Origin of the sequence: Psychrobacillus sp. NPDC093180, assembly GCF_044754065.1 — a bacterium.
In the GTDB taxonomy this organism is placed as follows: domain Bacteria; phylum Bacillota; class Bacilli; order Bacillales_A; family Planococcaceae; genus Psychrobacillus.
In genome coordinates, this window is sequence record NZ_JBIVOJ010000002.1 from 443,072 (window position 1) to 457,030 (window position 13,959).

Here is a 13,959-nt window from a genome sequence, read left to right on the forward strand (position 1 = left end):
CAACCAATTTCCAAATAGCAAGTAAACTTTTATTGAGATGCTTACAAAGTGGCGGACGGGAGGGAGTAATTGGCAAAGGGCAACCAAATTCAATTGAAAGCAATCAAATCTGCAAAGAGAGCAACCAATCCATCAGCGAAAGCAACCAATCCCTCAACAAGAGCAATCAACGCCAAATCAAAAAGCACTTTCCATGCAAAAGCATGAAAAGTGCCTTATTTAATCAATGCGGCAAATATGCAATGGACAATTGTCGCATTCTACTTCGGTTCGTAAAAATTGGAGATCATGTACTGTGATAATTCCTTTAACAAAAGAAATGATGCCGAGCTTTTTTAAATCATTTAACATACGATTGACTACTTCTCGGCTTGTCGCACAAAAGTTTGCTAGTTCTTGATTTGTTAAGGTATAGTCGATTACCACGCTACCATCCGTTTGTTCTACGCCATATGTGTTAGTAAGACGTATTAGTGTGGAATAGAGAGCACCTTTTTTGCCATGCAGCAATAAGTCTCTAAAGCGAGTTTCGTTTTTTAAGTTATGTGTTTGAATAACCTTCATCCACTCCATTATTAGCAATGAAGAGGAGGATAAAAGTTTCTCAAGCTGCTCACGGGGTATTACTAATAAGTGAGTGGGTTCATTCGTATGGGCTGAAACGGAATGATAAATAACTTCGCAAAAAACGGCGGTTTCCCCGATAAAAGTATTTGGACCAGCAATACGAATCGTTAACACTTGACCACTTTCTGTATCTTTCGTTATTTTGACGGAGCCCGATTGGATAAGGTAGACATCCTCCGAACGTTCTCCTTCTAGGAAAACAGGGCGATTTTTTTCTATTTTATGAATGGAACCAAATTGCTCAAATAATGAATAAATACCTTGGGGTGCGTTCATATAAAATCACAACCTTCCCTTCGATAAGTTTATAATAGCATATTCCCTAAAAGTATTTAGCTTAAATAACTTTTCTTTACAAATTTGAATGAAAGATATTATAATTGAATTAGTCAAAGAAGGTCAAACAATTTCAGTAAGGAGATGTTTGGTTATGCAAATGAAACAACAAGATGAAAAAACACCTTTAGAAACGTACGGACGTAACTTAGTTACTGCGGTAAAAGAAGGAAAAATGGATCCTGTAATTGGACGAGACCAAGAGATTCGGGATGTCATTCGAATATTATCAAGAAAAACTAAAAATAATCCAGTGTTAATAGGTGAACCGGGTGTTGGTAAAACAGCAATTGTGGAAGGATTAGCACAACGAATCGTTCGAAAAGACGTTCCGGAAGGGTTAAAAGAAAAAGAAATTTTCGAGTTGGATATGAGTTCACTGATTGCTGGTGCGAAATACCGCGGGGAGTTCGAAGAGCGTTTGCAAGCTGTCTTAAAGCAAGTAAAAGAGAGCGAAGGACAAATTATATTATTCATCGATGAAATCCATACGATTGTTGGTGCTGGCAAAACAGATGGAGCAATGGATGCAGGGAATATGCTAAAGCCGATGCTTGCTCGTGGTGAACTGCATTGTATTGGTGCTACGACCTTAGATGAATATCGCATGTATATCGAGAAGGATCCCGCGCTCGAAAGACGATTCCAACAAGTATTAGTTCGTGAACCTTCTGTTGAAGATACCGTTTCTATTCTACGGGGATTAAAAGAACGCTTTGAGTTGCATCATGGTGTACGCATTCACGACCGCGCTATTGTTGCAGCAGCGGAGCTTTCGAATCGATATATTACAGAAAGATTTTTACCAGATAAAGCAATTGACCTTGTAGACGAAGCGTGTGCAATGATTCGAACAGAAATCGATTCAATGCCACAAGAGCTTGATGAAGTGACAAGAAAAATGATGCAATTACAAATTGAAGAGCAAGCACTCATGAAAGAAAAAGATGCAGCAAGTCAGAAACGCCTAGAAATATTACGTGAAGACTTAAAAGAGCTAGAGCAGTCTTCCAGTGAAATGCGCAATAAATGGAAAGAAGAAAAAGAGTCTATTCAAGTCATTCAACAAAAACGAGAAGAATTAGACCGTTATCGAAGAGAGCTAGAAGACGCGGAAAACAAATATGATTTAAACAAAGCAGCTGAACTGCGACACGGTAAAATTCCGACATTAGAGAAAGAATTACATGCATATGAGCAACAAGTCAATGATGACACTGGTAATCGATTATTACGTGAAGAAGTCACTGGCGAGGAAATAGCATCCATCGTTTCAAGATGGACAGGAATTCCTGTAACAAAACTAGTAGAAGGAGAACGTGAAAAACTGCTTCGCTTAAAAGAAACACTTGGTGAGCGAGTAGTCGGTCAAGATAAAGCGGTTCAATTAGTAACAGAAGCGGTTTGGCGTGCAAGAGCAGGCATAAAAGATCCGCATAAACCAATTGGTTCTTTCTTATTTTTAGGTCCTACTGGTGTGGGTAAAACGGAGCTAGCGAAGTCACTAGCGGCTAATTTATTTGATTCGGAGGAGCATTTTATTCGCATTGATATGTCTGAGTATATGGAAAAGCATAGTGTTTCTCGACTTGTCGGAGCACCTCCTGGATATATTGGCTATGAAGAAGGCGGTCAATTAACCGAAGCAGTGCGTAGAAACCCATATTCAGTTGTCCTCCTGGATGAGATTGAAAAAGCACATCCAGATGTTGCAAATATTTTATTGCAATTAATGGATGACGGAAGAATCACAGATAGCCAAGGTCGAATCGTAAACTTTACAAATACTATTGTTATCTTAACCTCCAATATTGGCTCACAATATTTAGCTAATACAACAGGTGTTGTTGGTGAAGAGGAAGAGGCGCTAGTAATGACAGCTCTACGTGAGCATTTTAAACCGGAGCTATTAAACCGTATGGACGACATTATTATGTTCCACTCCTTAACTACGCATCATTTTGAAAAAATTGCAGAGAAATATGTGAAACAGTTGCAAAACCGTTTACTGGAACAAGAGATTACATTACAAGTTGAAAATTCGGTTATTAAGTGGATAGTAGAAGAAGGAACAGACGCGGCGTTTGGTGCTAGACCATTAAAACGGTTCATTCAACGCAATTTGGAAACGGCGGTAGCAAAACTGTTAATCGGAGGAGATGTACTTCCAGGTGGAACAGTAGTTGCTTCAATAGAAGATGGGGAATTAGTTATTAAGTAAATCGTGATGATACCTACTTGCTTGCGGTTCGTTAAAAAAACAAAACAGCTCCCAATTTTCGGGAGCTGTTTTTTAGTGTTGTTCTTTTGGAAGTGGATCGTTTGGAATGATTGCCGTAATGATAAAAACCATAATAGCAACTGGTATGGACATGATAAGTCCATCTTTAAACACGAATTCTACATTTTGTACAGAACTTACTACGTAATTTAACATAGAAATTAAAATAGCAGACCAAATAAACGTCATAATATAATGCATGTAATTTCACCTCAGAAGCTAATTTTTACTTATATTTATCATATCACAACAAAAGGCTTTTACAAAAGAATATTTGAATTATGAAAGTCTATTGTTGAAAATTGTACATAAATTCGTTATTATTAATACCAGGTACTAATAATAGATTATAAGAAAAGGGGAACTTTCATGAATGCAGGAATTATTGGGTTAGGAACATACTCACCTGAAAAAGTATTAACAAATGAAGACCTTGAAAAAATGGTAGATACCTCAGATGAATGGATTCGAACACGAACTGGTATAGAAGAAAGAAGAATAGCAGGCGATGATCAAGATACATCACATTTAGCATTTGAAGCAGCGAAAGAAGCGATTAAGGATGCAGGAATTTCACCTGAACAAATTGGACTTATCCTTGTAGCAACTGTAACACCGGATACTCCGTTTCCAAGTGTTTCCTCTATGCTACAAGATCAATTAGGGGCAACAAATGCTGCAGCAATGGATATTTCGGCAGCTTGTGCTGGATTTATGTATGGATTAATAACTGCCAAACAATTTATTGAGTCAGATACTTATTCACATGTACTTGTCGTAGGTGTAGAAAAGCTTTCTAAAATTACGGATTGGGAAGATCGTAATACTGCTGTGTTATTTGGTGATGGAGCAGGAGCTGCTATAGTTAGTAAAGTTTCAGAAGGCCGTGGAATTTTATCATTCGAACTAGGTGCTGATGGAAGTGGCGGCAAACATTTATACCAAGATGGTGCACATTTAGCTATGAATGGTCGAGAAGTATTCAAGTTTGCTGTAAGACAAATGGGCGAGTCGGCTGTCAATGTAATTGAAAAAGCGGGACTTTCCAAAGATGATATCGATATGTTAATTCCACACCAAGCGAATATTCGTATTATGGATGCTTCTAGAGAAAGATTAGGATTACCAACAGAAAAAATGTCTAAAACAGTTAATAAATATGGAAATACGTCTTCGGCATCTATCCCACTTTCTTTAAAAGAAGAATTAGACAATGGGAAAGTAAAAGACGATGATATTCTAGTGATGGTAGGCTTTGGTGGCGGCTTAACTTGGGGTGCCATTACGTTAAAATGGGGAAGATAATAAATGAATCTTGAAAGGATGAATATGCATGACGAAACGTAGGGTTGTCGTAACAGGAATAGGTGCTGTTACACCGCTTGGTAACGATATAGAGACAACTTGGTCTGGTATTAAAGAAGGTAAGTCAGGCGTAGGTATGCTTACAAGACTTGATGCAAGTCAGTTCTCAGCAAAAGTTGCAGCAGAAGTAAATGATTTTGATATAGAGAAATACATTGAACGAAAAGAAGCACGTAAAATGGACCGTTTCACTCATTATGCACTTGCTGCTTCTATCATGGCAGTGGAAGATGCTAATTTGACGATCACAGAAGAGGTAGGTCTTCGAACTGGTGTATGGATTGGTTCTGGTATTGGTGGTATGGAGACATATGAAAATCAATTCCGCGTATTTTTAGAAAAAGGTGCTCGTCGAGTTAGTCCGTTTTTTGTGCCAATGATGATTCCAGATATGGCTGCTGGTCAGGTATCTATTTATTTTGGAGCAAAAGCAATTAACTCTTGTTCGGTTACTGCTTGTGCTTCCGGTACAAACTCTATTGGAGATGCTTTTAAAGTAATTGAACGTGGGGACGCAGATGTAATGATAACAGGCGGAGCAGAGTCGCCTATTACACATATGTCTGTTGCAGGTTTCTGTTCGAATACGGCGCTTTCATTGAATACAGATCCACAAACGGCATCTAAACCATTTGATGCGAACCGTGATGGATTTGTTATTGGAGAAGGGGCAGGAATTATTATTTTAGAAGAATATGAACATGCAGTTGCCCGTGGAGCGAAAATTTATGCTGAAATTATCGGTTATGGCTCTACAGGAGATGCTCATCATATTACAGCTCCAGCACCAGGAGGAGAAGGTGCTGCTCGCGCTATGCAACAAGCAATTGATGATGCAGGTATAAACCCAGAGCAAATCGATTACATTAACGCACATGGAACTAGTACTCCATACAATGACCAGTTTGAAACAATGGCCGTGAAATCTGTTTTTGCAGAACATGCGTACAACCTTGCGATGAGTTCTACTAAGTCCATGACGGGCCATTTATTAGGAGCTGCTGGTGGAGTAGAAGCAATCTTTACAGTGCTTGCATTAAAAGAAGGTATTTTACCGCCAACAATAAATTTAGAAACACCAGATCCAGAATGTGATTTAGATTATGTACCAAATGCTGCAAGAAAAGCAGATATCGAATATGCCATGAGTAATTCACTCGGATTTGGTGGACATAATGCAAGTATATTATTTAAAAAACTATAAAAATATATTAAAAGCATTTCCAAGTTAAAATTTGGAAATGCTTTTTTTATATATTAATATTTTGATGAGTTAAAGTGCTAGTTTAGTAGTGATATAGCGAGTTGAATGATATTTTATTGATATAATATGTCGAAAAATGATGGATCATTCACAAATTTTCAAAAATATTATTTTCAGTTTAAACTAGCCAGAACTATTGAAAACACTGGTTTTTCAACCTATTGCCAATTTTCTAAAAAGAGTAAATAAAGGGAATTAGCAAAAAATAAATATTGCGATTGTAAAGATATTGTAATAGACTTTGTAATTAAGGTAACAAAACTGAAAAGTGTAACAATTTAAAAATTAATTTTCTCTCAAGTTTAGTGGAAAATAATCGATTGCATGAAAGGAGAATTACTTTGAGCAGCACAGAGCAACTTTTATCGATTAATAACTTACATACGGGTTTTCGGATAAAGGATACATATTTTGATGCAGTCGACGGCGTATCAATTTCGCTAAAGAAAAACGAAATCCTTGCCATCGTTGGTGAATCTGGATGCGGAAAGTCAACACTAGCTACATCTATTATTGGACTTCATGATCATAACAAGACGAGAGTAGAAGGAGAAATCATTTACAAAGGGATTAACCTTGCAAAGTTGGATGAAGAAAAGTTTAACGAAGTTCGCGGGGAAGAGATCGGAATGATTTTCCAAGATCCCCTTTCTGCATTGAATCCTTTAATGCGCATTGGCGATCAAATTGAGGAAGGATTAGCATTTCATACAAAGATGTCTAAAGAAGAGCGAGACAAACGTGTTTTAGAGCTGTTAACACAAGTAGGAATCTCTAATCCAGCGCGTATTGCAAAACAGTTTCCACATCAACTATCAGGTGGTATGCGACAACGGGTCATTATTGCCATCGCAATTTCCTGTAAGCCAAATATAATCATTGCAGATGAACCAACAACAGCACTAGATGTAACAATTCAAGCACAAATTTTGGATTTATTAAAAGACCTACAAGCAGAGACGGGATCAGGAATTATATTAATCACCCATGATTTGGGGGTAGTAGCAGAAGTAGCAGACCGAGTAGCCGTTATGTATGCCGGCCAAATTATAGAAGAAGCTCCTGTAGAGGAGTTATTTGCAAATCCATTGCATCCATATACTCGCTCTCTATTCAACTCCATTCCACAAATGAATAGTGAGAATGAGAAGCTACAAGTAATTCGAGGGATTGTTCCATCTCTAACGAATTTGCCAAGAACAGGTTGTAGATTTTCTGCACGTATTCCATGGATTTCAGAAAAGATGCATGAAGAAAATCCATCAATGCACGAAGTTTCTCCAGGTCACCTAGTTAGGTGTACTTGCTGGCAGCACTTTGACTTCCAAAGTGAAGAAGGAGGAATAGCAAGATGAGCTTTATGCAAATAAATGACCTAAAAGTATATTATCCAATTCGTGGAGGATTTTTTAATACAGTTGTAGACCAAGTAACAGCGGTAGATGGGATCTCCTTAGAATTTGAAAAAGGGAAAGCATATGGCTTAGTTGGTGAATCTGGATGTGGTAAATCGACGACGGGTAAATCGATTATCGGGTTAGAGAAAATTACTTCTGGAAGCATTATTTACGAAGGAGAAAATGTTACACATAACCGCAGAGGGCGTGGATCTTCCTACAATCGAGATATTCAAATGATTTTCCAAGATGCTCATTCTAGTTTGAACCCTCGTAAAAGGGTGCAAGATATCATTGCGGAGCCGATCCGAAACTTTTTGAAACTTTCACCAGACGAGGAAAAGCGTAGAATTAATGAACTACTTGCCATTGTAGGAATGAATGAAGATGCAAAATTAAAATATCCACATGAGTTTTCTGGGGGACAAAAGCAGCGTATTGGAATTGCTCGTGCAATTGCTTGTAATCCAAAACTCATAATTGCTGATGAACCTGTATCTGCACTAGATCTTTCCGTTCAAGCACAAGTACTAAACTTCATGAAAGATATTCAGCAGGAATTTGGACTGAGCTATTTATTTATCTCACATGATCTAGGGGTAGTGAAGCATATGTGTGATCATATATCAATTATGTACAAAGGGCGCTTTGTTGAATCTGGAAATCGTCAAGACATATATACAAATCCACAACATATTTACACAAAACGATTACTATCAGCGATTCCAGATGTGAATCCAGTAGGGCGAGAAGAGCGAAAAAAGGAACGAATCGAAGTAGAAGCAAACTATGCTGCTAATCATAAAAATTACTATGATGAAAACGGAAGAGTATATGATTTGACATCCCTTTCTAATACACATCAAGTAGCGATAATCACTAGTAATAAGGGGGTTATCTAAGATGTGGAAAACGATATTAAGAAGATTTTTAGTAATGATTCCCCAGTTATTTGTGTTAAGTTTGCTTATTTTTATCATGGCAAAGGCTATGCCTGGGGATCCATTTACCGGATTGATAACACCGGAAACAGATCCAAATAGATTAGAGGAATTGCGTCAGGCTGCTGGATTTTATGATCCATGGTATGTGCAATATTACAATTGGATAGTAAATGCGGCACAAGGTGACTTTGGAAAAAGCTATACATACAAAGTACCTGTAGCAGATTTAATAGGAAATCGAGCATTAAACACATTTTGGCTCTCGTTATTAAGTGTAGTGCTACTTTATGCAATTGCCATTCCGTTGGGAGTTCTAGCGGGGCGTTTTCAAGATACTTTTTTAGATAAAACAGTCGTTTTGTATAGTTTTATCACGTATGCCATTCCAACATTTGTTTTAGGATTACTTTTGTTATTCTTTTTTGGATATCAATTAAGTTGGTTTCCTACAACTGGAACAGTGGATATAGCGCATGAAAAAGGTTCGATGGGATATATTTGGAGCAAAATTTATCATATGCTTCTTCCAGCCATCACCTATGCTATTTTAGGTACAACAACAGTTATTCAGTATTTACGCTCTGAAATTATCGATTCGAAATCGCTGGATTATGTACGTACTGCGAGAAGTAAAGGTATTCCAGTTCGTAAGGTTTATAGCAGGCATATTTTCAGGAATTCTTTATTGCCAATAGCTGCTTTCTTTGGTTTCACAATAACTAATTTACTAGGTGGTTCCATTTTTATCGAAACAATTTTCGGTTATCCAGGAATGGGTCAGTTATTTGTTCAATCCATTTCATCACGAGACTATAGTGTCATTACCGCATTAGTTATGCTTTTCGGCTTCTTAACATTATTGGGTAGTCTATTGTCCGATATCATCATGAGTATTGTAGATCCTCGTATTAGGATAGATTGACGAAAATAAAGGTTAAGGAGAGAGAAGAAGATGAATGAACAATTAGAAAATGTAAATAATCATGCTAAAAAAGAAAATAGCTCTCCGCCTACTGGTTTTCAAGTAATCGCACGAGAGTTTAAAAAAGATAAATTAGCAATGTTTTCTCTTATAGGATTAGTAATTGTTATTGTAGGTATTTATATTTGGGCAATGTTTATTGATCAGGAAACAATGATGAAAGTTAGTCTTCGGGATAAGTTTTCAGAGCCGGGAGAAAAATTTATTCTTGGTGCTGACCAAGGTGGGCGTTCCATTTTAGGGCAACTAGTACTCGGTGCACGAAATTCTATTACTATAGCAATATCAGTTACGGTGATAACAGGGATTATTGGAATTGCTATAGGTCTAATCACTGGTTATTTTGGTGGCTGGATTGATAATGTTTTTATGAGAATAATTGATTTCTTTATAACGATACCATCGTTAATGATAATTATTGTTTTTGTTACTGTGGTACCGAAATACACAGTTCCAACCTTTGTTTTTATTATGAGTGCCTTTTTATGGATGGGGACAGCACGTCTTGTTCGAAGTAAATCACTTACAGAGAGTAGACGGGATTATGTCAATGCCTCTAAAACAATGGGTACTAGGGATATAAGCATTATTTTTAAAGAAGTGATGCCAAATATAAGTTCCATCTTAATTGTAGAAATGACACTGAATTTTGCCGGTAATGTGGGGCTAGAAACAGGATTATCCTATTTAGGATTTGGGTTACCTCAATCTACACCAAGTCTAGGTACTCTTGTAAGTTATGCAAACAATCCACTAATCCTACAAGATAAGTGGTGGGTATGGCTGCCGGCTTCTTTACTAATATTAGTATTGATGCTTGCAATTAACTATGTTGGTCAAGCAATTCGCCGATCCGCAGATGCTAGACAGCGTCTTGGATAATACGTTGGTATTAAACGTTTATCGTTTGATATAAAAGAGATATAAAAAGGAGGAAACAGAATGAGTAAAAAATACTGGGGCATACTCGCAATGCTTTTAGCGCTTATGCTTGTACTTGCTGCTTGTAACAATGACGGTGAAGAAACTTCTAGCGGTACAGACGAAGGAACAAAGACTGAAGAAGGCGCTACAACTGACGATGGTAAAGAAGAAGAAGAAGAAGAAGCGGAAGATCCAGCAGTTGATACAGAAGGTTTATTTCCTTTAACTGTTGATAACGAAGGAGAAGCTATCGAAGGTGGAACATTAAAAGTTGCACTAGGAACAGATACACCATTCAAAGGGGTATTCTCTTGGTCATTGTATGATGATGCTTACGATGCAGAGATTATGAACTATTCTTCAAATGTAATTTTTGGAACTGATGGTGACTTCCTTGTCAATGATAAAGGAATCGCAAAGCTAGAAGTAGATCAAGAGAACAATAAAGTGCTTGTGAAGATTCCATCAGATGTTAAATGGTCTGATGGGGAACCACTTAAAGTGGAAGACTTAATTTATCCATACCTAATCATTGGTCACCCAGACTATGAAGGTATTCGTTATGATGGGGATTTCCAAAATATCGTTGGTGCAACTGAGTACCATGATGGAAAAGCTGACACGATTTCTGGCTTGAAAAAAGTGGATGAAACAACATTAGAAATTTCATTCAAAAAATTATCACCTGCTATCTTCTCGATTGGAGATGGTCTATGGGGATATGCAGAACCTAGCCATACTTTAAAGGATATTCCAATTGGAAAATTATTGGAATCTGATCCGGTACGTAAAAATCCAGTTACTTTGGGTATATTCAAATTTGACAAGATTGTACCAGGTGAATCTGTACAATTCGTACGAAATGAACATTATTGGAAAGGTGCTTCAAAACTTGATGGAGTTCTATTAAAAACAGTACCATCTACATCAATTGCGAAGGCTATCGAATCAGGTGAATATGATATGACTGCTGGTAAATTACCTGCGACGACATATCCAGAAGTGAAAGATTTAGAAAATATTACAATTTTAGCTCAACCAGAACTATCCTATTCGTATTTAGGCTTTAAACTAGGTAAATATGATACAGCGCAAGGTATTTCGATTATGGATCCAAATGCGAAGATGGCCGATGTAAAACTACGTCAAGCAATGGGATATGCACTAGATGTTGAGCAAGTGAATGAAGTTTATTATGATAATTTACGTTCTAGAGCAAATTCATTAATTCCACCAGTATTTGCTTCTTTCTATGATCCTACTTTAAAAGGGTATACTTATGATGCAGATAAAGCTATCGCTATATTAGATGAAGCTGGTTATAAAGATACAGACGGAGATGGATTCCGTGAAACTCCAAAAGGAGAAAAATTAGTGATTAATATGGCTGGTATGGCCGGAGATGCAATCGCGGAAGAAATGGCAGCATTTTGGCTACAAAATTGGGCAGATGTTGGCTTGAAAGTTGAATTAGCAACTGGACGTTTAATCGAGTTCAATTCTTTTTATGATAAAGTAGAAGCAGACGATCCAGAAATCGATATTTATATGGCTGCATGGGGTACTGGTACCAACCCATCACCTGCTGGACTTTATGGAAAAGAAGCAGCATTTAATATGAGCCGTTTCACAAGTCCTGAGTTAGATGGTTTACTAGCTGCTATCGACTCACCTGAAGCATTTGATCCAGAATACCGTGCAAATGCATTCCGTGAGTGGCAAGAATACATGGAAGAAAATGCACCAGTTATTCCTACTCAATTCCGTACAGCAATTTATACAATTAACAAACGTGTCAAACACTACGATGTAAACTATGATACAGAGTTTGATTGGAATCAAATTGAATTGCTTGCTGAAGAGCCAATTAAATAATTTTTAAAAAAACCGTTCCTAAACGAAAGTTTAGGAACGGTTTTTCATATGGTTTAAGAAGGATGTGATACATATAAGAATTCTATTATTTTTAATCAGTTACGGGATAGCAGTTATTAGCTGCTCCCATTTATTATTATTCTTAAACTTTTTATCGCTTGGTTATTCTTTGAACTCTGTGCTGATGTACATGCTTCAGTCAAAGGAATTTATTATGCTTTGTGGATCCTTTTTAGCTTTAACGATTATCGTCTTCTTCCGAGGCCCATTGCGGCTTCCATTTTAGCCAAGGTTGCATTTGCTAATGCATTTGCTTTTTCTGCTCCAAGATCTAATATGTCGTCGAGCTCGGAAGAGTTTAATAATTCTTCGTATCTCGCTTGAATCGGAGCTAGATGATCGATGATAACTTGCGCAACAGATGCTTTGAAATCACCATAGCCTTTTCCTTCGTATTTTTGTACAAGTGCTTCTATTGAAACGTCCGTTAAAGCTGCTTCAATAGTAAGTAGATTCGAAACGCCAGGCTTATTTTCAAGATCAAAAGCAACAATTCCTTCCGAATCTGTTACAGAACTTTTTATTTTCTTTTCAATTTCTTTTGGTGTGTCTAGTAAACGGATCGTCGCTTTTTTATTTGGATCAGATTTACTCATTTTCTTTAATGGATCTTGTAACGATTTAATTCGTGCTCCGTTTTTCGGAAGTTGGATATCCGGAATCGTCAGAACTTCTCCGTACTTTTTATTGAAACGTTCCGCCAAGTCACGTGTTAACTCAACATGTTGTTTTTGGTCGTCTCCAACAGGTACGATATCCGATTGATATAGAAGAATATCTGCAGCCATAAGTGGTGGGTACGTTAATAATGCTGCGGAGACAGCTTCTTTTCCAGTTGATTTGTCTTTAAATTGTGTCATTCTTTCTAACTCGCCGATATAAGAAATACATTGCATAATCCATCCGGCTTGTGCATGAGCTGGCACTTCGGATTGGATAAATAATGTAGACTTATTAGGATCAATCCCTACTGCAATGTACAAAGCTGCAAGGGAACGAATATGACTGAGTAGTTCCTCTGGATCTTGTGGAATAGTGATCGCATGTTGGTCTACGATGCAGAACACACACTCGTAATCGTCCTGCAAAGCAGTAAACTGTCTAAATGCACCAATGTAATTGCCGAGTGTAATAATACCTGTTGGCTGCACGCCTGAAAAAATTTTCTTCATGTTTTTTCCTCCTGATTTTTATTAATCCAATTACTTTCTTCAGAAGGATATTTCCACTGAAGAAAATAAAAAAACATCATGCCTCCCTAAAAAAGGGACGAATGATGTAAAATCCGTGGTACCACCCAGCTTGCTAAAATAATTAGCCACTCTTCTTCATAACGTGAAGGACACGGTCTATGCTACTACAAGTTCACATAAACTGCTCGGAAGCCCATTCCATTTACCGTATGTTCTGTTTGCACCGACCACAGAATCTCTTGTCATACCGGATTAAATGTACTTTTCTTCGTCAAAGCTCAATTATTTTGTTTTGATAATTATATTATAGAAGAAACGCAAAAATCAAGCATAATAAACAACTAAAGCAATGCCCATACAAACTAGACAGCTCAAGCCTAAATAGACGATCGGCTTATAAGGAAACGATAAGATTTCGGATGGCATACGCATTTCATTTGCTGTTTTCTTCATGTGCTTAGGTGTAAACACTTTTCGCGTGCTTGTCACAAAAAGATCGAAAAATCCACCAGCAACTACATACGTCATTAGCCCAAGAAATGTAATAGATCCTCCAATATAAAAGGATATATTTATATAAGAACTGAGCGAAAAAGAACCGTATGTGAAGAACATAAGTATAAAAATTATAAGCTGTGCTACTAAAAAATAAATAACTTTTCTCTTCATAATTCACCTCGACCAAATAAATTATAGAAGATTCTCTTAAAA

The 13,959-nt window shown here is 37.2% G+C and carries 13 protein-coding genes and 1 other annotated feature; of the genes, 9 read left to right on the forward strand and 4 right to left on the reverse strand.

What is annotated here, in order from left to right:
- Nucleotides 1–69: 69 nt before the first annotated feature.
- The gene (locus ACIP9W_RS05100; RefSeq protein WP_400786721.1) at nucleotides 70–207 is read left to right on the forward strand and encodes a hypothetical protein; all 138 of its coding nucleotides are present in this window, start codon (nucleotides 70–72) and stop codon (nucleotides 205–207) included.
- A 12-nt stretch (nucleotides 208–219) separates the two neighbouring features.
- Here the strand turns inward: ACIP9W_RS05100 and ACIP9W_RS05105 are convergent, their stop codons facing one another.
- A complete protein-coding gene (locus ACIP9W_RS05105; protein WP_142537497.1) occupies nucleotides 220–903 on the reverse strand; it encodes a Crp/Fnr family transcriptional regulator in 684 nt (227 codons plus the stop codon).
- Between the two features lie 154 nt (nucleotides 904–1,057).
- On the opposite strand from ACIP9W_RS05105, the gene ACIP9W_RS05110 reads away from it, so the two are divergent.
- Nucleotides 1,058–3,184, forward strand: coding sequence for an ATP-dependent Clp protease ATP-binding subunit (locus ACIP9W_RS05110; RefSeq protein WP_400786723.1), 2,127 nt, complete (start codon nucleotides 1,058–1,060; stop codon nucleotides 3,182–3,184).
- 72 nt (nucleotides 3,185–3,256) lie between these two features.
- Here ACIP9W_RS05110 and ACIP9W_RS05115 read toward each other — a convergent pair whose 3' ends face one another.
- The gene (locus ACIP9W_RS05115; protein WP_400786725.1) at nucleotides 3,257–3,445 is read right to left on the reverse strand and encodes a YjzD family protein; all 189 of its coding nucleotides are present in this window, start codon (nucleotides 3,443–3,445) and stop codon (nucleotides 3,257–3,259) included.
- A 168-nt stretch (nucleotides 3,446–3,613) separates the two neighbouring features.
- Here ACIP9W_RS05115 and ACIP9W_RS05120 point away from each other — a divergent pair, with 168 nt between their 5' ends.
- From ACIP9W_RS05120 to ACIP9W_RS05150, 7 genes are all read left to right on the forward strand, one after another.
- A complete protein-coding gene (locus tag ACIP9W_RS05120) occupies nucleotides 3,614–4,549 on the forward strand; it encodes a beta-ketoacyl-ACP synthase III (RefSeq protein WP_400786727.1) in 936 nt (311 codons plus the stop codon).
- A 28-nt stretch (nucleotides 4,550–4,577) separates the two neighbouring features.
- Nucleotides 4,578–5,813, forward strand: a complete 1,236-nt coding sequence (fabF, locus tag ACIP9W_RS05125) for a beta-ketoacyl-ACP synthase II (RefSeq protein WP_400786730.1) — start codon at nucleotides 4,578–4,580, stop codon at nucleotides 5,811–5,813.
- Between the two features lie 401 nt (nucleotides 5,814–6,214).
- Complete coding sequence (locus ACIP9W_RS05130; protein WP_282246032.1) at nucleotides 6,215–7,228, forward strand: ABC transporter ATP-binding protein; 1,014 nt, start codon at nucleotides 6,215–6,217, stop codon at nucleotides 7,226–7,228.
- Nucleotides 7,225–8,172: an ABC transporter ATP-binding protein gene (locus ACIP9W_RS05135; protein WP_400786733.1), complete on the forward strand. Its 948-nt coding sequence runs from the start codon at nucleotides 7,225–7,227 to the stop codon at nucleotides 8,170–8,172. The genes ACIP9W_RS05130 and ACIP9W_RS05135 overlap by 4 nt, the downstream gene beginning before the upstream one ends.
- A 1-nt stretch (nucleotide 8,173) precedes the next feature.
- Nucleotides 8,174–9,136, forward strand: a complete 963-nt coding sequence (opp4B, locus tag ACIP9W_RS05140) for an oligopeptide ABC transporter permease (RefSeq protein WP_400786736.1) — start codon at nucleotides 8,174–8,176, stop codon at nucleotides 9,134–9,136.
- A 30-nt stretch (nucleotides 9,137–9,166) separates the two neighbouring features.
- The gene (locus ACIP9W_RS05145) at nucleotides 9,167–10,078 is read left to right on the forward strand and encodes an ABC transporter permease (RefSeq protein WP_400786739.1); all 912 of its coding nucleotides are present in this window, start codon (nucleotides 9,167–9,169) and stop codon (nucleotides 10,076–10,078) included.
- Between the two features lie 60 nt (nucleotides 10,079–10,138).
- Nucleotides 10,139–11,995 (forward strand): oligopeptide ABC transporter substrate-binding protein, encoded by a 1,857-nt coding sequence (locus tag ACIP9W_RS05150; protein ID WP_400786742.1) that lies wholly within the window; start codon nucleotides 10,139–10,141, stop codon nucleotides 11,993–11,995.
- 245 nt (nucleotides 11,996–12,240) lie between these two features.
- Here the strand turns inward: ACIP9W_RS05150 and trpS are convergent, their stop codons facing one another.
- Together trpS and ACIP9W_RS05160 are read right to left on the reverse strand one after the other, a co-directional pair.
- Nucleotides 12,241–13,227 carry a tryptophan--tRNA ligase gene (gene trpS / locus ACIP9W_RS05155; protein WP_400786745.1) on the reverse strand — a complete coding sequence of 329 codons (987 nt, stop codon included), beginning with the start codon at nucleotides 13,225–13,227 and terminating at the stop codon, nucleotides 12,241–12,243.
- 90 nt (nucleotides 13,228–13,317) lie between these two features.
- Nucleotides 13,318–13,532: a binding site (T-box leader), on the reverse strand.
- A gap of 40 nt (nucleotides 13,533–13,572) precedes the next feature.
- Complete coding sequence (locus tag ACIP9W_RS05160; RefSeq protein WP_400786747.1) at nucleotides 13,573–13,917, reverse strand: DUF3899 domain-containing protein; 345 nt, start codon at nucleotides 13,915–13,917, stop codon at nucleotides 13,573–13,575.
- Nucleotides 13,918–13,959: the final 42 nt, after the last annotated feature.